This window comes from Ruminococcus sp., from assembly GCF_016287535.1.
Taxonomy (GTDB): Bacteria; Bacillota; Clostridia; order Oscillospirales; family Ruminococcaceae; genus Ruminococcus.
Genome location: NZ_JAEFAJ010000003.1, coordinates 109,417 through 130,093 on the forward strand (window position 1 = coordinate 109,417; position 20,677 = coordinate 130,093).

17 protein-coding genes are annotated in these 20,677 nt (G+C 45.5%); 8 read left to right on the forward strand and 9 right to left on the reverse strand.

Translation table 11 applies throughout. The annotated features are described in order from the left end of the window. Positions 1–106: 106 nt before the first annotated feature. The 3 genes from QZZ36_RS02940 to QZZ36_RS02950 all read right to left on the reverse strand — a co-directional run bounded on the left by QZZ36_RS02940 (position 107) and on the right by QZZ36_RS02950 (position 3,129). On the reverse strand, positions 107–1,150 hold the full coding sequence (locus QZZ36_RS02940; protein ID WP_295076456.1) for an ABC transporter substrate-binding protein: 1,044 nt from the start codon (positions 1,148–1,150) through the stop codon (positions 107–109). 148 nt (positions 1,151–1,298) lie between these two features. Then, positions 1,299–1,991, reverse strand: a complete 693-nt coding sequence (locus QZZ36_RS02945; RefSeq protein WP_295076468.1) for an AraC family transcriptional regulator — start codon at positions 1,989–1,991, stop codon at positions 1,299–1,301. Between the two features lie 46 nt (positions 1,992–2,037). Beyond that, positions 2,038–3,129: a GntR family transcriptional regulator gene (locus QZZ36_RS02950; protein WP_295076471.1), complete on the reverse strand. Its 1,092-nt coding sequence runs from the start codon at positions 3,127–3,129 to the stop codon at positions 2,038–2,040. A 315-nt stretch (positions 3,130–3,444) separates the two neighbouring features. Here QZZ36_RS02950 and QZZ36_RS02955 point away from each other — a divergent pair, with 315 nt between their 5' ends. After that, the gene (locus tag QZZ36_RS02955) at positions 3,445–4,860 is read left to right on the forward strand and encodes a GGDEF domain-containing protein (protein WP_295076473.1); all 1,416 of its coding nucleotides are present in this window, start codon (positions 3,445–3,447) and stop codon (positions 4,858–4,860) included. A gap of 126 nt (positions 4,861–4,986) precedes the next feature. Next, positions 4,987–6,990: a metallophosphoesterase gene (locus QZZ36_RS02960; protein WP_295076475.1), complete on the forward strand. Its 2,004-nt coding sequence runs from the start codon at positions 4,987–4,989 to the stop codon at positions 6,988–6,990. Positions 6,991–7,029: 39 nt separating this feature from the next. Here QZZ36_RS02960 and abc-f read toward each other — a convergent pair whose 3' ends face one another. The 6 genes from abc-f to QZZ36_RS02990 all read right to left on the reverse strand — a co-directional run bounded on the left by abc-f (position 7,030) and on the right by QZZ36_RS02990 (position 13,547). Then, entirely contained in the window at positions 7,030–8,556 is a 1,527-nt protein-coding gene (abc-f, locus tag QZZ36_RS02965; protein ID WP_295076477.1) for a ribosomal protection-like ABC-F family protein, read from the reverse strand. A 343-nt stretch (positions 8,557–8,899) separates the two neighbouring features. Further along, positions 8,900–10,780, reverse strand: a complete 1,881-nt coding sequence (locus QZZ36_RS02970) for a serine hydrolase domain-containing protein (protein WP_295076479.1) — start codon at positions 10,778–10,780, stop codon at positions 8,900–8,902. Between the two features lie 11 nt (positions 10,781–10,791). After that, positions 10,792–11,568 (reverse strand): hypothetical protein, encoded by a 777-nt coding sequence (locus tag QZZ36_RS02975; RefSeq protein ID WP_295076480.1) that lies wholly within the window; start codon positions 11,566–11,568, stop codon positions 10,792–10,794. An 11-nt stretch (positions 11,569–11,579) separates the two neighbouring features. Then, positions 11,580–12,320 carry a hypothetical protein gene (locus QZZ36_RS02980; RefSeq protein WP_295076483.1) on the reverse strand — a complete coding sequence of 247 codons (741 nt, stop codon included), beginning with the start codon at positions 12,318–12,320 and terminating at the stop codon, positions 11,580–11,582. Further along, positions 12,289–13,173 (reverse strand): ABC transporter ATP-binding protein, encoded by an 885-nt coding sequence (locus tag QZZ36_RS02985; RefSeq protein ID WP_295076486.1) that lies wholly within the window; start codon positions 13,171–13,173, stop codon positions 12,289–12,291. The genes QZZ36_RS02980 and QZZ36_RS02985 overlap by 32 nt, the downstream gene beginning before the upstream one ends. 2 nt (positions 13,174–13,175) lie before the next feature. Then, complete coding sequence (locus QZZ36_RS02990) at positions 13,176–13,547, reverse strand: GntR family transcriptional regulator (RefSeq protein ID WP_295076493.1); 372 nt, start codon at positions 13,545–13,547, stop codon at positions 13,176–13,178. A 282-nt stretch (positions 13,548–13,829) separates the two neighbouring features. Here QZZ36_RS02990 and QZZ36_RS02995 point away from each other — a divergent pair, with 282 nt between their 5' ends. The 6 genes from QZZ36_RS02995 to QZZ36_RS03020 all read left to right on the forward strand — a co-directional run bounded on the left by QZZ36_RS02995 (position 13,830) and on the right by QZZ36_RS03020 (position 20,676). Next, the gene (locus tag QZZ36_RS02995; protein ID WP_295076496.1) at positions 13,830–15,377 is read left to right on the forward strand and encodes a serpin family protein; all 1,548 of its coding nucleotides are present in this window, start codon (positions 13,830–13,832) and stop codon (positions 15,375–15,377) included. Positions 15,378–15,632: 255 nt separating this feature from the next. Then, positions 15,633–16,094: a sigma-70 family RNA polymerase sigma factor gene (locus tag QZZ36_RS03000; protein WP_295076499.1), complete on the forward strand. Its 462-nt coding sequence runs from the start codon at positions 15,633–15,635 to the stop codon at positions 16,092–16,094. Next, on the forward strand, positions 16,091–17,284 hold the full coding sequence (locus tag QZZ36_RS03005; protein ID WP_295076502.1) for a hypothetical protein: 1,194 nt from the start codon (positions 16,091–16,093) through the stop codon (positions 17,282–17,284). Before QZZ36_RS03000 ends, QZZ36_RS03005 begins: the two co-directional genes overlap by 4 nt. A gap of 150 nt (positions 17,285–17,434) precedes the next feature. Then, on the forward strand, positions 17,435–18,826 hold the full coding sequence (locus tag QZZ36_RS03010; protein ID WP_295076505.1) for a dockerin type I domain-containing protein: 1,392 nt from the start codon (positions 17,435–17,437) through the stop codon (positions 18,824–18,826). Between the two features lie 16 nt (positions 18,827–18,842). Beyond that, positions 18,843–19,625, forward strand: a complete 783-nt coding sequence (locus QZZ36_RS03015) for a hypothetical protein (protein ID WP_295076508.1) — start codon at positions 18,843–18,845, stop codon at positions 19,623–19,625. 4 nt (positions 19,626–19,629) lie between these two features. Then, positions 19,630–20,676: an acyltransferase gene (locus QZZ36_RS03020; protein ID WP_295076511.1), complete on the forward strand. Its 1,047-nt coding sequence runs from the start codon at positions 19,630–19,632 to the stop codon at positions 20,674–20,676. The last annotated feature ends 1 nt before the right edge of the window (position 20,677 follow it).

A 20,677-nucleotide genomic window follows, 5' to 3' on the forward strand; every position in this document is an offset into this window, starting at 1 on the left:
CGCAAATTTCCTTGCGGAAAAGTTTTAAAATTAGTGCGGTGACAAGAGCATTCACGAATGCGTCACCGCACTTTATTTTGTTATTCAGTGTCCTGTAACACTTTCATCAGATACCGTACTGATTTACATCTTCGTCGGTAATTGTCTTTGCATCAAAGCCCTTTTCATCCATGATAATGGTTTTCTGAGAGAGGGTCTCACCTTTTTCGAGCTTTTCGATTACTTCTTTTATATAAGTTGACTGGAACGGATTGCACTGTCCGTCATAGTTCCAGTTTCCTTTTTTAAGTTCTTCAAGCGCCCACTTGTTGCAGTCGAAGCCTATAACGACTACATCCTTGTCAACGCCGTGTGAGATATTTGCCTTGTCAAGAGCAGCAACCGCTCCCTTTGCCATATCGTCGTTCTCAGCATAGATAACATTGAACTTCTTATTGGCATCTATAGCGGACTGAACGATCTGCTGCGCCTTTTCAGCATTCCATTCAGCTGTCTGCTGTGTAACAATGTTCCAGCCGAGCTCCTTGGCTGTTGCATCAAGAGCTCCCGAACGGCCCTTCTGAGCAGCCGTACCCATTACACCCTGGATATGGATAATATCGTAGGACTTCAGGTTCTGGGATTTGAGCCAGTCAACCGCCTGCTCACCTTCCTTTGCCATATCCGAAACGATCGAAGCGTCATAGAGGCTCTCGTCAGCGTCAATGGTACGGTCGAAGAGGATAACCTTTACGCCTGCAGCCTGCGCGTCCTTGAGAACTGAATCCCAGCCTGCAGTATCAGCTGCGGAAAGGAGAAGATAATCGACCTCGTCCTGTATGAACTTCTGCGCAAAATTGATCTGATCCTCATTCTTGAGGCTGTACTTGAAAGAAGCGTCAAATCCGTTTTCCTTTGTGAATGTAGCCTTCAGGTCATTAACATTAGCTGTACGGTAGCCGGACTCGTTCGGATCGTTATTAATGATGCCTACTTTAATAAGTGAATCGGACGAACCGCCTTCGTTTTCTGTCTTGTTCGCAGTTGCGGAATTGGACGAGTTTGACGAACTGCCTGAGTTTGACGAACTGTTTGTACCGCCGCAGCCTGCAAACAAAGCTCCGCACATGATAGTGCTTGCTGCCATTGCAAATATTTTCTTCATTTCCATAATCAAAATTCCTCCATCTGAACTTATTATGCATTTTAACGTCCCTGGCGTTAACTTGTACTTACATTATAATCAATTTGTACTTACATTGATACCGAAAATATTACTCAAAATGTTTATTATTTTTTGAATGTGATGTTAAGAATTTTTATGGGCATACATTTGCACTGTTCTGGAACTGCCTCGGAGTCTGTCCTGTATACTTCTTGAATATCTGGCTGAAATAGCGGTAATCCCTGAACCCTACATCATAAGCGACTTCATATATCATCTTGGACGTACAGCAGAGCAGCTCCCTTGCGTGAGCTATCCTCGCAACTGAAATATATTCGGACAAGTTTTTTCCATACTCTTTCTTGAACTGTGCGCTGAGATACGAAGGGCTGAGCCCGACAGCCTCCGCCACGACAAGGAGGGACAGTTCATCATTCATATAGTTTTTGTCTATGTAGTCCCTTGCCTTGGCAACAATGCTCCTGCTGCTCTCTTTTGCCGATTCTATGCGCCATCTTATGCAGTCGTGAACGATCTTGTGAAGGAACTTCATAGTATCATCAGCTGTCATAAGGTCTGATCCGATATCGTCAGCCGTCCCGAAATGGCCGAAGAATTTCTCATTGCTTATGCCTATCTTGCGTGCAAATGAATGAGCCGCCACATATATGTCCATACAAACATACAGCCTTATCATCAGCGACCTGATCCTTGAATATTCGACCTCATTAAGAATGGAATCAAGAGTATCGTCACAGCTTTCAAGGCTCCCGCTCTGTAAAAGCTCTTCGATCTTCTTGATGTCAAGACGTTTAACGTCCTGCACCGTCTCTTTTTTGTCAATCATAGATAATACCCCTCAGTCCTTTGCTTGCATTTTTTTCAATTTGTATTTACATATTTTTTATTTTTCTCACTGACTCACGTACTTTAAGTTCCGGGGTAAAGATTATATCTCCTTCGTTGTCTGAAAAAGAGCTTATCTTGTCTATCAGCTTTTCAGCAACTGCCTCACCGAGCCTTCTCTGCGGATGGGCAACAGTTGTAAGCGGAACATCACAGATAGAAGCATATTTTGAATCGTCCACACCCACTACAGACAGATCGCCAGGCACGGATATATCGTGTTCCTTGCAGAACTGAAGCAGCTTTATAGCGATATTGTCATTATAGCAGACAACCGCCGTCGTTTCACCGAGAAGCTCAAGCAGTCTGTTCTCGCCGGATGTAAAAATCAAATTCTTATCAGCGGTAGCAAACCAAAGTACATTGTCCTCTGCGTTTTTCAGTCCGTGCGCAATGCAGCTCTTTGTGAAACCGCAGTACCTCTTATGTCCCTGTATATCGTCAAGTGCGAATATTCCTGCGATCTTTCTGTGGCCGCAGTCAAATATATAATCAGCCGCGACTCTTCCGGCTGCTTCATCGTCCATTGCAACGCACGGATAATCCGACCACGGATACTTTGCATTGAAGAATACCACCGGGATATTATTCCGTCTGAGTTCATCATAAAGCTCCATATTCGGATTCGGCAGGGCACTCTTTGAAGGTTCGACGATAAGTCCCTGAACTCCTCCGGATATCATGCTCTGAAGCGCCTGCTGTTCTTCTGCCACCTTATTATGTGTTATGGCCAGCTGCATCGAAAAGCCCGAATCATTAAGGACGCTTTCGATACCAGTAACTATCTGCGGGAAAATATAATCAGTAAAATATGTCGATATAACACCTATGTTCCTTGTCTGTACTGTCGGTACAGGCTGTGTGAAACCTGACGAAATAAATGCGCCGCTGCCGCGTACCCTGCTTATAACATTCTCGTTTTCAAGGCACATCAGAGCCTGTCTTACAGTCTGTCTGCTAACATTGTGTATTTCGCAAAGCTCCTTTTCCGTAAGAAAACGGTCCTTGGGCTTCAGTCCTTTTGACGCAATATAGTTCTTTGCCCACTCAACGATAGTAATATATTTATAATCTTCCATAATATCCTCCCAAACCGATAAGTACCGGATTTTTCTTTATGATAACATAAATAATAAGATTTGTAAATACAACTTTAGATCTGTACTTAAAAATTTGTACGCACACACAATATTTTATTCCGCTGATTGTGCATTTTTACAACATTCTTTAATTGATAAAATGAATTACGCAGATCCGTACAGTATACAGCCGTTTCCCGTAACAAGCTCAAAAAAGTTAACAAAATGTTCCTTGAAAGATATTTTATAATATGCTATAATATCAAAAATGCATGATATGTATTTGGATTATATATGGACTGAGAGGTAATTAATATGGATTTCCGTGAATATCTGGACAAGTGCGATTCTGTGACCTGCATAATGTCAGTTGAGAAGAAACCGGACGGCAGCTATGGCGACATCAGGATAGTTGACGGAAACAAAGCATATATCGACTCGATAGAGCGCAACGACGACGCTGTGACCGATGTTGCAAAGGAGAAGGTTTTTGTTCCGAATTCCCTTTACACCAAGTATTTCCCCTATGATATGAATTTCGAGAACTACTGCTACAAGTCAGCGGTAAAAAAAGAGGTTCTACACGCCTACGTACACCCTGAACGCTTTGATATATGGTTCAATTTATTCTTCATGCCGGTAACGAGCGACGATGAGAATATAGGCTACTGCACCTATACCTATACAGCTTCCAGGGAACCGAATTCCGAGCTTATGTCGAACACCTCCCTTGAGATCGCTTCAAATGTTCTGCAGGCTTGTATAAAGCTCTACAGCGGCTCTGATTTCCAGACCTCCATTGATGAGGTGGTTGCTCATATCAGAAAGATAAGTAATGCCAACCGCTGCGTACTCCTGCTCACGGATTTCAGCGCCGGAATGTGCCGGCTCCTTAGCGACAATCACGTTATTGAGGGTTCAAAGGGCTCGATAGATAAGATCGTAACGGGAGCATTCTTTGATATAGTTTCAACATGGCCTGCGACCATTGACGGAAGCGACTGCCTGATAATCAAGGACGAAAAGGACATGGAGATACTCAGGGCAAGGAATCCGGTATGGTATGAATCACTGAAGCAGTATGACGTAAATACCCTCGTGCTTTTCCCGATCAACTACGGCGGTGAGACAAAGGGCTATATCTGGGCTACCGATTTCGACGTTGAAAACACTATCAAGATCAAGGATATACTTGAATCCACAACATATTTCATCGCCTACGCCATTGCGAACTACCAGCTACTCAACCGTCTTGAGATAATGAGCACTATCGATCTCCTCACAGGTATAAAGAACCGCAACGCCATGAACAACTACGTTAACGCTCTCGTTGAAGGCAAGAAAAAATATCCCGAAAACCTTCGCGTTGTCTTTGCAGACCTCAACGGTCTGAAACAGGTCAACGACAACAGCGGTCATATCGCAGGCGACCTTCTCCTGAAGAATGCTGCTCTTATACTTCAGGACACCTTTATCGGACAGGACGTCTACCGTGCAGGCGGCGACGAGTTCACTGTTTTCGTATCAGGCATGAGCGATGAGGAATTTGAACAGAAGATCGCAAGGCTCCGCAACTATGCCGATAACGCCGAGGGCGTGAGCTTTGCTGTTGGATACTGCTGCGATGAGGGCAGGAATGACATCAGGAATACCATGAGCCTTGCGGATGAAAGAATGTACGCAGACAAGGAAGCATACTATCAACGCTTCCCGGAACGCAGACATAAATAACCTTACTCATAAAAATATCCCGGAGCTGAATATCATCTCTCCGGGATTTTTTATGCACAGACCGTTCGGAAATAATAAAACGCTTCCCCTTGTTTGACATATAATTGATTTGATGTTATAATACTGATGTTCCGAAATTTTACGGAGGTGACACTTATCAATAAATATTACAAAATCCCTCAACTGCTTGCGGCAGTCTCGACAGTTCTTATAATCAGTTTTTCTGCCGCCGATGTTTACGGAGCAGCTGAGGACTTTACAGAAACTGTTCCGCCTACTTCCGCAAACGGTATAATTACACTCGACAACGGTCAGCAGTGGTTCAAAGCCACAGAACTTGAAAACGGCAGGGACTACCTCATTACCGTCAGCCGCCCTGACGGCAGCAGCGCTATGCTCACAGCTGATGACCGTATCAGCGCCGAATATATCTGGCACTTCGCAGAGGAGAAAATGGTCACAAGCACCGCTACTCATTATAATGAACTTTATACTGATACCCACCGTCTCTGCTGCCATGAAGGAGACCTTTATCTGACTCAGGGTTGGTGGAACTCAGGCGATCAGACGTGGAATTTCGACGGCAGCAGACTTTTCTACAACGACGACGGAAAGATAACATACCTTTCTTACTCGGCTGCTGACGATGTACACTTCGGCTGTACGTACAACGCTTCGGAAGCTGCTCAGGTAAACATATACACAAGCGGAAAAGAGCTTGCAAGGTGTATAAAAACTCAGCCCTGTGCAGACAGCTTCGTCATAGAAGGGAGCGGTTATGCGGCTCCGGAATTCTCGGTAGAGCTCCTTGATGATTCACTGATAACCGACAGCGTAAGGTGGTTCACGGACGGTGAAGAAAAAGACGGAAACGGACTTTCATTCACTGCCGGAGACCTTGCGGGAAAAGCTGCCGGAGTCCACAGGGTAAGCTGTATTGTCGAAGCACATGACAGTGAAGACCACTACTACCGCGAGAAGTCTCAGGACGCGGTCTTTGTTATCACAAAGGGCATAGTCCCCGATTCCTTCATAACCTTTTCCGATGTACATGAGCAGTACGACCTTATAGGCAAAGCAATAGAGGAAGTTCTTGACCGCACCGGCGGTTATATACCGTCACTGGTGATATGTACCGGCGACATGATAAACGGTCCGACTATGGATCACGATACTATGGCGAACAGGTATCTGCCGCGCCTGAAGCCTTATCTCGGCGGACTTGATACCGTATTCGTTGCAGGCAACCACGATTCCGGCTCCGCTGTATCCGAATGGTCAGTCGCCGCCGGGCTCGGTGCTGACGAAAGCTTTTCGGACGGCTGCGGTGTCATCTTCCGCGGAAGCTCTGCGGAAGTCGCAGAAAACGGCACTAACAGCACAGCTGCCGGAAACGTGATAGTCTACGGAATCAATTACGATACGATAAACACTGAATCCGGCGCTCTGACAGTACAGGATTACAACTGTATCAGAGATCAGATAGAGAGCTTTCTAAGCGATACAGCAAAGGATTATCACGGCGAGCTGATAGTTTTCTCTGCCCATGCCGGTCTGCACGTACTCGGCGTACAGCCTCAGAGCGTTAATCTCAGCGGCTATACCGTCGGCAGCTGGACAGGCGCAAACGCTTATAATGTTGACCATTCCTATGAGTTGGCAGCGCTTATAAACTCGTATGCCGAAAAGTATAAAATGAACATAATTTACCTCTTCGGTCACGATCATTCCCGTGGAGAAAGGGAATTCATACTCACCGAAGGAGATGTCCTCATCTCCGCAACAGAGTCAGCATATAAAGAAACCAAAAGCCTGCCGCTGAAATTCACATATGCTCATTCGGGATATCTTTCAACAACTATAGGCATAGCTGACGCACATTACAGTTTTATTTACAAAAGCGGCAGCAAACTCGTTTACGAGCTGCTGCGTATAAATGAGCCTGACTTCATTAAGCAGAAGGAGATCAGTCTCAAAGCCGCAGCTCCTGCTGCTGCATCTGCCTCATCCGCAGTCGCAGCAACTGTACAAAGCACCGAAAGTCCCAAGACCTCAGGAAAAATAAACTTAATGCCTGTTCTGCTGGTTTCGGCAGGATTGTTTCTGATTAGCAGCAGGCGGAAAAACTGAATCTTATAAAAAAGCTGCGTTTTACGCAGCTTTTTCCTTTCATATTTCAATTGTTCCGGTCGCCGTTCTCTCACGGAAACAGGTATCATGCTCTACAAAAAGCATTGTAGGCTTATATTCAAGCAGCAGCTTTTCTATCTGCATACGTGAAAAAATATCGATATAGTTCAGCGGCTCGTCCCATATATAAATATGCGCCGGTGTAAGAAGACTTGCAGCTATCAGTATCTTCTTTTTCTGTCCTTCGGAAAGCTCGGAAATATCCTTTGCAAACTGTCCGCGTTCAAAGCCGAGCTGTCTGAGGATCGTGCAGAACATACTCAGCTCCGTCCCTACCGAATCAGAAAAATCCCGTATGCTGCCCCTGAGCGTTGAAGTATCCTGATCCACATATGAGACAACAAGTCCCGGTGCGACATTGCATATGCCATTTCTGACTATTCCTTCCCCCCGTACAGTATCTCCGGATTCAGCAAGCAAAGCCTTTATAAGCGTGGACTTGCCGCAGCCGTTCGAGCCGCTCAGAGCAATACGGTCACCTTTTTTCACAGTAAATGTCAGTCCGGAAAGAACATCTTTTTCCGCTCCTTCATATCTCAGACTGAGATCCCTTACATTTATGAGAGTGTTACTGTGATGTACGAGCTGAATGAGCTTCAGCTCCGGAGTGCGCTCGATATCGCTGAGAAGTCCCTCCTTCTTCTCTATCTCCCTGCCTATCCGCTTTTCGATATTCTTCACTCTGCTCTGCATTTTCTTCGTCTTTGCGCCGATGAACGAACGGGTGCTTATACTCCTGTCGTTTTCCTTTATGGGGTCAAAGCCTATCTTGGACCTCTCGCTTTTGTCAGCCCACTCTGACGTTCTCCTCACAGCCTGTCTCAGTTTTTTTATCTCCTTTTTATGCTTTTCGTTCTCTGCAAGCGCAAACTGATCCTTGTGCTGCTTGTTTTCCCACCAGCTTGAAAAGTTTCCGCTCTGCACCTCTATGCTCTTCCTGTTGAGCACGAGCACATGATCCGTGCAGGCGTCAAGAAGATCGCGGTCGTGGGATACAAGTATGAATCCGCTCTTGGAAGCGAGATATCTCTTCACAGCTTCACGCGCATTCCTGTCAAGGTGATTGGTTGGCTCGTCTATGAGAAGGAACTCGTTCTCTCCCGAAAACAGCACAGCCAGCAGCACCTTGGTACGCTCACCGTGACTGAGTGTGCAGAATGGTCTGTAAATAAGCTCCGCAGTTTCATCAAGCTGACCAAGCTCGCATACAACTCTCCACTCCTCACAGCCGCTCTTTATATCTTCGAGAAATTCGTATGCAGGCAGAGCAGACTGCTCCCCGGTAAGCTTATACGGAAAATACTCAAATCTTACAGACACATCTATCGAACCGCTGTACTGATATTTTCCCATAAGCAGATTCAAAAAGGTCGTCTTTCCCTTTCCGTTCCTTCCTATAAAGCCCAGCTTCCATGAAGTATCTATGGAAAAGGACACATTCTCAAAAACATTGTCAAAACTTCCCTCATAACCGAATGTAAGGGAATTCACACTTATCTGTGACATATTCATTCCTCCTTCCGGGGTCAGAAAAAGGGCCCCTTTGCTGCCAAAAGGACCCATTACGCACTTATAACCTCACGAAAAAACAGATGACGCACCTGTAAAGCCATCACCCTGCAATATATAAAAGCAAAAAGAGGTTATGAGAACATAATCCACTTTTGGCAACATGACAAGACAGTATGCCTGAAAATATCACACTGTCAGAATAATATTCATGTGTTCAAAAGCGAATTATCTTTTCATCCTCACACCTCTTTCGGAAAATTCTGTATGTATTATAACACACCCCGCATTATTTGTCAACAGAAAAATGCCGCAGACAAGCTGCGGCATCAGGTATATATCAGCAGCCCCAGAATCTGTACATCTCGAATACAGCTATTGCGGAAGCCGTTGCGATATTGCCTGCTATACTGAATATATAGCATATTTTTCCGTTTTTTGAGGTATTTCTTTTCAGTATGAAAGCTATCCCTGCAATGGCGGCTGCCCCGCAGAGCACAAAGCTTATCATCTGTATTATGCCGGCACAGGCTCCCACAGACTTCGCAAGTCCTGTAGATGACATTGCAGCGACCAATATAACAGCTATCGCAAGGAGTGAAGCTGCCTTTGCAAGCTGAGCCCATGTGAGTATGAACTCCCCCTTGTACGGGCTGATAAGTTTTGCTTTTCTGAGCTTTCGCTTTGCAAGCAGAACAAATATGGCGGAAATGCCTGAAAGGAAAAATGCAGCCAGCAAGGATATCTTCGGCACGTACAGCTTTACAGGCATATACTCTACCGCACCTGCTCTTATTCCCTCGGTTCCGTCGGAATATCTGCTTATTCCGAGGATATGCACTTTATCAATATAATCATCTGTATACGTATACTTGTAAACATCATTCCCGATATCCGTATATCCTTCGACCTTTTCCGTATTAACAGCACCGAGGAAACTGAAAAAGCTGCCTATTCCTTTAATAGTCGATCGTGAAGCAACATATTCCCCACTGAAACCGGCAGGCTTTTCGTTTTCCGATGAAAGATCCTTACCAGTATAATTCCCGAAAATATACTCAGGCAGCAGGCTTAACATAGGATTATAATTATAATTGGAATTCGTGGTCAGCAGTACAAGTCCGACCTTTAAATCACGGTCGAACAGCATATTTGCAACTCCGGAATTTGTACCGCCGTCGTGTCCGTATACCTGTACCGCATACTCACTTGACCAGAAGCCGTAGCTGCAGCAGGGTATATCAGAATTTCCGTAGAAGGATGAGCCTGAGAACAGCTTCTCCTGTGTTTCGGCCTTTTCAAAGAGCGGATGACCATCGTCAACGAAAGCCTGCGCATATCTTGCAAGGTCGCCGATAGTTCCTACAGCGCTTCCAGCCGGATATATGGGACAATAAAACAGCTCGGAGCCTGTTTCCTCCCAGATTGGCAGCATCAGAGGCATTTCGTATGATCTAAGCTTTTCACGCTGCTCCTTCACCCACATATTATCACTGTGGTCAGCCGAGACTGCTGTATGCTCCATTCCGAGAGGCTCAAGGATATTCCTGTGAACATAGTCCGTAAAATCCATACCGCTTACCCGCTGAACTATAAATCCCGCAAGTGCCGCTCCCCAGTTGGAATAGGACGACACCTCACCCGGACGGAAGGTCTGTGCAGGTTCTATCTTACGGAGTTCCTCTTCAAGCGAGCCAATATCAGCCGCGTCCCTGACGAATAACCTGTATGTACTCTCGCACCAGCCACCCTGATGATTCATAAGGTCAGTGACCGTGATAGGATCATCGTATTTCAGGTTTTTCAGGAAGTTATCGGGAAGATATGTGCGTATATCAGCGTCAAGGTCAATTTCCCCCTGCTCCCACAGCTGCATTATGCTGACCCATATCATTGTCTTGGATATACTTCCCCATTCGAAAACCGCATTTTCGTCGTTGACAAGATCCTCTTTCATGTTGATGTATCCCTCATAATTGGTATACAGTATCTCGTCGCCGTGAAAAACCGCGGCAGATGTAGGCGGCAGCTTACTATTAATTTCTGAACCGTATGCATTCGTTAAGAGCCCGACCATTTTTTCAAAGGCATTAAAGGAAAGACCTGACGGGAAAGTAAATCCTTCGTCTTTTTCCGCTGCAAAGGCAGTGCCTGAAACTGCGATGCCCGCCGCAAGAACCAAAGCCGCAGCCCTGCTTATCAGTTTATTTATAAGTTTCATGTTCCCCCTCCTTACAGCTCTCTCTTTTCATAGTCCACAACAGCGCAGACTGTCCGATATACCACGAATCCGTAGCCTACGACAATGAACAGCAGCATTGCAAGCATTCCGTCAAAGGGTCTCGCAAGCGACTTTATAACAGTGAATAACATAGCTATCACCGGGAACACTACTTTCTTCAACGGCGTAAACACTATGACCGCCGCTAAGATCCCAAAGCCGAAATATCCTCCGACCACCTTGAGAACGCCCTTCAGGGCAGCGTTCTTTTTCTGCTTATAGCCCTTTTTGTAGTATTTCCTCAGCATTGATGACATTATCATAAGTGAAAGCATGAATATTATCCCGAAAACTATCCTTGAAGCAGATCTATCAACAAACGGCGTAAGAGCAGCATCGAGGAACTTGTTCGTATCCGCGTAAGCGCCGTCCGTCCAAACAGTATCATAAAGTCCGCTTTTATTGGCAATTGTCATTATAATGAATGCAATTATCCCTGTTATTGTAGTAAGAAGCGTAAGCAGGGCAAATCTTGCGATGACAACGCTTTTTCTGTCCGTAGGAACTACTCCGAAGCTCTTTCTGTAGCCTTTTTTCTCCTCATTGCGGATCAGCATATTGCATATAACGATAGCAACGACCAGAACAAACAGTGAAACGAAAGAGCCTGCAAAGATAAGAGCTATACTCAACACTATCGTAAAGAACAGAAAGAACTTAAAGTCAGTATCCTTTTTCCCCTTGAATCCCATAAGATCTATCCGCATAAGATCTATTATCCTTTTCATAGAAACCACTCCTATATTTCGTAGTCAGCCGTCTTTTTCTCAGTGATACGGCAGAACAATATGCCTATAGCCACAGCTGCCGTATTGAGAACTATTCCCCATAACCATGTACCGCCTTCCGTCGAAGGAAACAGCCACTTATCATACGGCGGTATCACCCCATTGACAATAAGCTCGACGCTGACAATAAATGCGATTATCACGACAGAAAAAATAAGCAGTACGTTTCTTATATCATGTTCATGCCTTTCGATATCCGACCTCATATTAATGAATGTGACCTGTACTATCAGCAATGAACATATGATTATAACGAGAGGAACAAATTTAAAAACACTGCCTTCTGCCACTTCAATACCGTCAAGATCATGTAATCCCTTGCAAAATACTTCAAACTTTAGCGGAAATATCTCATAAAGCTTTGATATTTTGCTTATCCCCATGAAGATAAGTGTAATAAGCTCGCTGGCAATGACAGAAACGATAGTCTCTGCAAACTCAGCTCTTACAAAGGAAGCTCTGCTCACAGGAAGTATACCGCGTACTCTTCGGAAATCCGGATTATTTGCAGCCGCCTGTGCAGGACTGAAGAACACTGCACATAATACTGTAAGCAATCCACCGAATATGGGATTGAATATACCGAAAGCAGTCAGTATAAGGCATATAATAAGCATTCCGCCGAAAAAAGGCAGCGCAGAATTGACCGAGGTAATAAAATCAAACCTTATCAGCTTCATTATCTCTTTCACGGCGATCCTCCTTTGCAATATAGACAAGTATCTCGTCGATACTTGCCTTTTCAGTCTCAAGCTCGTCGGAGAGCATACTTGTATCCTCTGTTTTCATCATCGCATCGAAGCCGTTGCGGTATGCGTGAAAGCCTATGAGCTTTTCCTTAACGCCGGAGGGTATATCCTCCTCTGCTCCCTTGACCACTACATAGTTCTCGGTAAGGTCGTCCTTTGTACCCGTGAACCATACCTTTCCGTTGTGGAGTATAGTCACATAGTCAGCGATACGCTCCACATCGGAGGTGATATGAGTGGAGAAAAGAACGCTTCTTTTTTCGTCCTCTATGTACTCGGCAAGTATATCAAGAAGCTCGTCACGTGCAACCGGATCGAGACCGCTGGTAGGCTCGTCAAGTATCATGAACTCGGCGTTGTGAGAAAGCGCAACAGCGATCATCAGCTTCATCTTCATGCCCTTTGAGAAATCGCCCACGGATTTATCGGTGGGAAGCCCGAACTTCTTTATCCTTGCGGCATACTCGTCGCTGTTCCATTCCTTGTAAAAGGGCTTGAACTGCTGTTCTATCTGCTTTACATTGAGGTTATCGGCGATATAAAGGCTGTCGAAGACTACGCCCAGCTTTTCCTTTATGGCAATAGTATCCTTGACGCTGTCAAGTCCGAAAACGCTTATCTTACCGCTGTCGAACTTTGCCATATCAAGTATGGAGCGGATAGTCGTGGTCTTTCCGGAGCCGTTCTCGCCGACAAATCCCATGATATATCCCCTCGGCAGTGAAAAGCTCACATCTCTGAGCGCAAAGCCCTCGTAAGTCTTGTTAAGTCCTTTGATCTCAAGAATATTCTCCATAATCATTCCTCCATAAATCTTTTCAGAGCTTCAACTATCTCTTTGTCGGAAAGTCCGGCATTCCTGCCGTTTGACACGACCTTTTCCATAGCCTCCTCCATTTCGCAGAGCATACGCTCCCGCAGGAGCTCGTTATTGCGCGGCGCAACGAAAAAGCCTTTGCCCGTAACGGAAACGATGAACCCCTCATCGGCAAGGTCGTTATAAACTCTTGTTGTAGTGATCGCACTTATTTTCAGGTCCCGTGCAAGCTGCCTTATGGAAGGCAGCTGTTCGTTTTCCTCGGTCTTCCCTTCGAGGATCTGAGCCTTTATCTGTTCCTCTATCTGCTCATATATAGGAACGTCTGATCTGTTTTTTATAATTATCTTCATGAAGCGCCTCTTTCTCAACTGCATATACCGTACTTATCCGTACTTATTCATCTATATACAGTATAACACCTCTTATCCTGTTTGTCAACACCTTTTTTCAAATTCGTTAAACGCCCTGTATACAGGCAATTTCCGAGGCAAATTCCAATCTTTTTACGAAATAATTCGTATTCTTCACAGAATATTTACAATATCAGCCGCACATTTCTGCTTTCCAATACGTTATAGTATCAGAAAAGGTATCTGACCTTTTAAAAATGCAGATTTTAAGGAGGTATACTTATGAAATTCAAAAGATTAACAGCAGCCGTCGCTGCATTGTGTATAGCACTGCCCGCTGCAACAGAAGCCTTAAACGCAACAGGCACTCCGGCTATCAATTCTGACAATATCGTTGCAGGCGACGTTAATGTGGACTATGTTTTCAATCTTGCTGATATAGTATTGTTCCAGCGCTGGCTGAAAGGCGACCGTGATCTGTTCCCAGCCTATGGTGAACCTGGACCGGGAGCAGATGTAAATAAAGACGGAAAATACGACGTATTCGACCTTGTAGCTATGAGAAAGCTGCTCGTTCAATGCATAAAGAATGCTCCAGAGCCAAGCTATGCACCGCAGGCACAGAATCTCTGCGCAGGCATTGAAAGATCGCCGGGTACATCAGGCATAATCATGAAGGAGGGCTACCAGAATTACAAGGAATTCATCGACAGTCAGCTCGGCTTCACGGTGGGACTTCTGCAGAATACCTATAGTGAAAACAAGGGAGGCAACGATCTTATCTCTCCTTATTCCATAGCACAGGCTCTCGGCATGACCGCCAACGGTGCAGCCGGCAGTACCCTTGAGGAAATGGAAAAAGTTCTCGGCGGCGGTATGCCTATCGACAGCCTCAACCGTTATTTCCGCGGTCAGCGCGAAATGACCGTTAACGAAAGCGAGGACCCGAAGTGGTCTGTCAATACCGCAAACTCTATATGGACAAGGGACAACAGGGACCGCATACAGGTGCTCCCCGGATTCATACAGAACTGTGTTGACTATTACGATTCAGAGTGCTATACAGCTCCCTTTGACGATACTACTCTCGCCGACGTGAACAACTGGGTAAACTGCAAGACAAATGAGATGATACCCACTATACTCAGCGTGATAGACCCGAACGACGTCATGTACCTTGTGAATGCAGTGACATTTCAGGCTGAATGGGCTGAGCCTTATGAGAAATACATGATATCGGACGGTAAATTCACAGCGGCAGACGGCACTGTACAGAAAGCAGAAATGCTCAGCAGTACCGAGGACTATGTAAGCGACGGCAACACCGAGGGAATAATAAAGGACTACAGCGGTCTGAGATACGCATTTGCGGCTCTTCTCCCCGATAAAGACACTTCTATGCACAGCTACATCGAAAGCCTTACCGCTGAAAAGCTCAGAGAACTCCTTTCAAGCAGGTTCGGAGAGAATTATTCACAGGCAACCGCGGTGCTGCCCAAGTTCAGCTACGAATACGAAAACGAGCTCAGCGAAGAGCTCGCGGATATGGGTATGCCAACAGCCTTCAGTGATGATGCGGACTTTTCAAATATGTCGGCTATCGCGCATTTAAACCCACTGAGTATAGGCTACGTTATCCATAAGACCTTTATCGACCTCGACGAAAACGGCACCAAGGCTGCCGCTGCGACACTCGTTGCAATGCAGGATAAGGCAATGCCGATGAAGCCTGATAAAACGGTAGTTTTTGACCGCCCCTTCGTTTACTGCATATATGATACCGAAACTTATGTCCCCTTATTTATTGGAGTGCTGAATTCATTAAGCTGATTTTAAGACTTTTTTAAGCATCGTTTGTTATATTTAATTTGTAAAGCCGTTGTCTGTACATTGACGGCACAAATGCTTTTCCTGTTGTAAGGGGAAAATTTTTTCAGGTACCGTATCTTAATGATACGGTTTTCCTGTTTTTCAGCATTTTAGCTGAAAAAATGATAAATATTGCTATATCACCGCTTAACTGTTGCTTTATTAATAATAATGTGTTATAATGTAATTTATAAGACTTCGGAGGGAGGCGGTCCTGTGTCGATTGATATAGATGAGCAGTATGACAAAATCTATCGCTACTGCTTTCTTCGTGTGCGGCACAAGGAAACTGCCGAGGACATTACTCAGGAAACCTTTCTCCGTTACCTCGAACACCCGCACTACAACAGCGTTGATAAGACCCTGCAGCTTCTTTACACAATTGCCGGCAATCTCTGCACTGATGAGTTCCGAAGAAAAAAGACAGCAGAGCTTTCCGCCGCAGAGGTATCCGATGAAAACGTCGAAGAAGACATCATTTCAGGCTATGAGCTGAGACAGGCTCTCGACAAACTTTCAGAGGATGATAGAGAGATAATACTTCTGCGATATGTAAATGAAGTACCCGTGAATGTTATCGCAAAGCTTCATAACATATCACGTTTTGCGCTTAACCGCAGGATAAAACGTATTCTCGGAGCGCTGCACGAGTATCTGGGGAAGGAGGAGCTTATATGACAGGCACAGAAAAAAAAGCTCTTGCCGAAGCATTCGGCTTCGAGGAGCCGGACAGAAAAGAAGAGTTCGCCGAGGAGTTCAGAAGACTCGATAACGGAAAGAACAGAATAAATATATTTCCTGCTGCAGCTAAATTTGCCGCAACAGCCGCAATGCTGGCAGCAGTAATCGGTACCGTTCTTATGATACCGAAAAACACACATAATATCAGTACGAATGAAATATCTCCCGTTATTGCCGAGGGAACAGCATCCGCGGACGACGTAACTGCTTCGTCAAAGGAAGAAACTGTAACAAGCAGCAAATCCTTTGCCGCATCAACGACTGCCGCAAGGACTACTGCCACTGCTCCGACTGAAAAAACAACTTCGTCTTCGGTCACTGCTGCGGAATCAGTAAAGACCACTCCGGTGCGTGATAAAAATGACGACATTTCTTCAACTGTCCCGGCAACCGAAACAACATCCGTGATAAGCTCAACCGCTGCCGCGACAGAAACCACTGCCGCAGCACCCGTTGTTTCTGAAGCTTCTGATTCAAAGGCTTCCGAAAAATCAGCCGGCTCACCGTCAGGACGTGATATGACTGTTTCTCCGGATAATATAATACAGCCCCGTGAAAAAGTCATAGGTGAGGAAGAGCTGTTGTTTTCTGACTTTCCAGCTGACTTCTCGCCCGACGCAGGAGGTTTCACCGGTCCGGTCCAGCAGCCTTCGATCAGCAGCGGAAATCTGCTGATCCGGATGATGTATAAAAATTCCTGCGCCGTAGTACTTGCAAATCTTGATGAAATAGTGTATACTTCTATAGACGGAGATGCTTACACTGCCGAAAACATCACCATAGAAAAAGTTCTGAAGGGCAGCCTTGAAGAAAATGACAGGATAACCGTATTTTTCCGCGGAGGGTATCTTCCTGCCGAGGAATATATTGCTTATAACAACCTGAGATACAGATCCGGCACTGAGGAATATTCCGTTCTCATTCCGGGAGAATGCCGCGGATCACAGATACAGGGCAGAAAATACATCTTTTTCCTGAGCGGCAGCTTCTATCCCCTGCCAGACGGAAGTTATACCGCGTCATATCAGGGTGATTCCTCCGTCTTTGAAAATATTGACGGCACTTATACTGCCGTTGGCGACAATGCTCTTACATTCACAGAACAGGAAGCCAAAAACGGCTTCTGAATACTCAGCAAAGCTTTGATTTCCGCAGAATACCGCCACATGACGGTGCCTGCGGCACAAAGAACAATTTTTTATAATTTTTTTGTCACATTTTCCTTTATTGATTCGTATATTATTATGTAACGATAAAAAATGAAAGGAAGTCTTTTTATGAAATATCAGAAGCTCCTGAGCATAATTCTTTCTGCTGCAATATCTGCCGGCAGTATTTTTCCGGTATCGGTCAATGCTGCCGTTACAGGTGATATAGACGGTGACGGCGCCGCAACTGCCGATGACCTTGCACTTCTGCAGGATTACGTTCTCGGCAGCAAAGAACTTACAAAGGCTCAGTCAGAAGCCGCTGACCTCAACGGTGACGGAAAAACAGACGTCCATGACGTCGTACAGCTGCGCAAGACCATTCTTTCCGCCGAAAGGTCACTGAAATTCACAGCGGTAACAAAAAGAATAACTTCAGGCTATAAGGATACTCTCAAAAAAATCGATATCTCCGACAGCGGTTGTGCTGTCACCTCAACAGCGGAACTGAAAGCAGCTCTTTCGCCTTATTTTGAGGACAGCGTTATAAACAGCCAGCTTGAGACATATAACGACGCTTTCTTTGAAAAATCCGTGCTCCTTATGCAGCCTGTCTACCTTAACCCTGCAAATTACCAGAAGAAAAAAGTAGTCACCACCGACACCTGCGGCTGCAGCAGCAGTTATGCCGGTACATATACGACCAAAAACGTAACCTCCTACCTCAATATCAGAAAAGAGCACTCGGCAAGCTCAGAGTCTATAGGCAGGATCCCGCCCAACGCAGTGATACCTGTCACCTACGGAGACGGTCAGTGGGCTCACGTAACGTATGACGGAGTATCCGGATACGCGAACATGGATTATATGCAGAAGGTGTCAGAGCCTGCTCCCACATATGAATTCCTGCCGGATATCAAGTTTGACTCCGTTAAATACACCGGCGGAAAGATCGAGATAACCGCAAGCGAATTCAAGGCAAGCGCTCCGGTAGGATTCGCTCCGGCGATAATACTTGAAGCTGTTATAGACAGGAAGGACTACTACGCGGAAGGTACCAAGTGGAACGTCACCATTACCGTGTCCCCCGCAGATAAATATGACTATCCGCTGGCAAAAGCCTGTCTTGATAATGTCGGCTGGGATCTTCAGGCAGCTTTCAACGCTGCTGCCGGTATAACATATTACGGTCAGACAGACGATATGCCGCAGGATACAGATCACTCCCTTGAATTCTATGCCGACTTCGGCTTCAAAAACGGAAAGGGCAACTGCTATGTAATGGCGGCTATGTTCTGCGAAATGGCAAGACTTCTCGGCTACGACGCACACCTTATTTCAGGAAAGGTACCTCTCCTCAAGGGCGGATACGGACCTCATTCATGGGCAGAGGTAAACGTAAACGGCACTGTTTACGTCTGTGATCCTGATTTTACCAACGAAACCAAAAGAAATGGTTATATGATAACATATGGTCAGTCCGGTACGTGGAAATACGTAAAGGATATAACTATGGACTGATCAAGGAGGATAAAATATGAAAAAAGCAATGGCAACTCTCACATTTCTTGCAGTTCTCACTCTTGCAGGCTGCGGAAATGTAACCCCTTCAGCTGACGTTACCCCTGCGGCAACTGCAGCTGTAACAGAAAAAGCTGAAGGCAGTCTCAAGCTCATCGGCGAAAAAACTGACGCTGAGAACGTATTTGACGTCGTTCTCGCAAACAAGACACAAAAAGATATAGACAGCTTCACAGTAAAATCAGGCGCTGATGAAAAATACCCCTCAAATATGCTCAAGCAGGATGACAGCTTCGCTGTAAACGAATCACGTCTCCTTTACTATGCTCCGACAAGCACGGCAGACCATGCTCTCGGAAACAACGGCGCTCTTGCAAATGAAGAGTATACCATAAAGATCACCTTCAGCGACAAAAAGTCCGCCGAGCTTCATCAGTTCCCTTTCAAGGACGCTGATACAACCGAGATCTTCCTTGACGGAGATACCGCTTACATTGAATACACCTCAAAGTTCACAGGCAAGAAGGTCTCTACAAAGGAAGCCGAGAAAATGATAGCCTCCACTGTTGCTGCAGAGACAACAACGGAAGCCGCGACAGAAAGCACTACCGCGGAAGAGACTGTATATACCGAGCCTTCTTACGACGAACCGGTATATACCGAACCTGCACCTACTTACGTAGAGCCTGCTACGACACAGGCTCCCGTTTACACAGAACCTCCTACAGAGGCACCTGCTCCTACGGAAGCTCCTACAGAGGCTGCCACAGGCTGCGGAGACAATTTCCTGTTCAACTGATATCATGAAGAACAAGATACTTTACCTAAGCCGTCTGAAAGCCCTTGCGTGTATCGCAGTCACGGTACTTCACACTTTCCTTGCAGCAAAGAGTCTCTCGTCAGACCCGGCTGTTCAGGGAGGCATGATGTCCGTAAGAAACGCGATGATGTGGGCTGTACCATGTTTCGTCATGGCTTCCGGAGCACTTCTTCTTGATAACAAACGTGTACTTACAATGAAAAAGCTTTTCGGCAAATATGTGTTCCGTATGGTCACAGCGCTTATCGCTTTTTCAGTTCTCTTCTCACTTTTTGACGGTATACTCATCAATCATACCCCTGCAGGCGGGATAGTAAAGGATATCTTCAGCGATATCTTCCTCGGAACAGGCTGGATACATATGTGGTACATTTACCTGCTGATAGGTATATATATGCTGCTGCCGCTGTATAAGCTGATAAGCGAACATTCTTCACCCGGACAGCTCAGGTATCTTATGCTGGTATATACTGTATTCCTGTCACTGATACCATTTATTGAGACATTGTCCGGAAAAAAGCTGCCCTTCTATATATGCGTCTTCAGCATATATCCGCTGTACCTTTTCTTAGGTCATGTCCTTCACACCGGTATAATCAAGCTGCCGAAAAACGCCTGCGGGATAATGTTCCTGATATGCACGGGAATAACCGCTATGCTTACCGTTTACGGCTATTCGGTTTCAAAAAGCGCTCCCGAAACCAGCGGAAAGCTGATATCTCTTCTTGGGGTATATTCGTTCCCGGTGTACATAGCAGCTTCAATCGGCGCCTTTGGTTATATCCGCAAGACAAGGAACAAGCCTTTCCCCGTACTCGATACTGTTGCCGCAGAGCTCGATAACTGTTCCTTCGGCATCTACCTGATACATATGGCTGTTCTGAAGTACATATTTGCTGTAATGAAGTTCAATCCGCTCGAACACGGCGGTACGATAACGGTAATAGGTATATGTATAATCACACTTGTTGTTTCTTACGTGATAACCAGGCTTTTAAAGCTTGTCCCATATGTAAACAGGATAATATAAA

What these genes read in the sequence shown, in the direction of transcription:
- QZZ36_RS02960 (WP_295076475.1), top strand. Translation starts at nt 4,987, where the DNA reads ATGTTCCGAAATTTTACGGAGGTGACACTTATCAATAAATATTACAAA.
- QZZ36_RS02955 (WP_295076473.1), top strand. Translation starts at nt 3,445, where the DNA reads ATGGATTTCCGTGAATATCTGGACAAGTGCGATTCTGTGACCTGCATA.
- QZZ36_RS02970 (WP_295076479.1), bottom strand. Translation starts at nt 10,780, where the DNA reads ATGAAACTTATAAATAAACTGATAAGCAGGGCTGCGGCTTTGGTTCTT.
- QZZ36_RS02940 (WP_295076456.1), bottom strand. Translation starts at nt 1,150, where the DNA reads ATGGAAATGAAGAAAATATTTGCAATGGCAGCAAGCACTATCATGTGC.
- QZZ36_RS03015 (WP_295076508.1), top strand. Translation starts at nt 18,843, where the DNA reads ATGAAAAAAGCAATGGCAACTCTCACATTTCTTGCAGTTCTCACTCTT.
- QZZ36_RS02990 (WP_295076493.1), bottom strand. Translation starts at nt 13,547, where the DNA reads ATGAAGATAATTATAAAAAACAGATCAGACGTTCCTATATATGAGCAG.
- QZZ36_RS03020 (WP_295076511.1), top strand. Translation starts at nt 19,630, where the DNA reads ATGAAGAACAAGATACTTTACCTAAGCCGTCTGAAAGCCCTTGCGTGT.
- abc-f (WP_295076477.1), bottom strand. Translation starts at nt 8,556, where the DNA reads ATGTCACAGATAAGTGTGAATTCCCTTACATTCGGTTATGAGGGAAGT.
- QZZ36_RS03005 (WP_295076502.1), top strand. Translation starts at nt 16,091, where the DNA reads ATGACAGGCACAGAAAAAAAAGCTCTTGCCGAAGCATTCGGCTTCGAG.
- QZZ36_RS02995 (WP_295076496.1), top strand. Translation starts at nt 13,830, where the DNA reads ATGAAATTCAAAAGATTAACAGCAGCCGTCGCTGCATTGTGTATAGCA.
- QZZ36_RS03010 (WP_295076505.1), top strand. Translation starts at nt 17,435, where the DNA reads ATGAAATATCAGAAGCTCCTGAGCATAATTCTTTCTGCTGCAATATCT.
- QZZ36_RS02950 (WP_295076471.1), bottom strand. Translation starts at nt 3,129, where the DNA reads ATGGAAGATTATAAATATATTACTATCGTTGAGTGGGCAAAGAACTAT.
- QZZ36_RS02945 (WP_295076468.1), bottom strand. Translation starts at nt 1,991, where the DNA reads ATGATTGACAAAAAAGAGACGGTGCAGGACGTTAAACGTCTTGACATC.
- QZZ36_RS02975 (WP_295076480.1), bottom strand. Translation starts at nt 11,568, where the DNA reads ATGAAAAGGATAATAGATCTTATGCGGATAGATCTTATGGGATTCAAG.
- QZZ36_RS02985 (WP_295076486.1), bottom strand. Translation starts at nt 13,173, where the DNA reads ATGGAGAATATTCTTGAGATCAAAGGACTTAACAAGACTTACGAGGGC.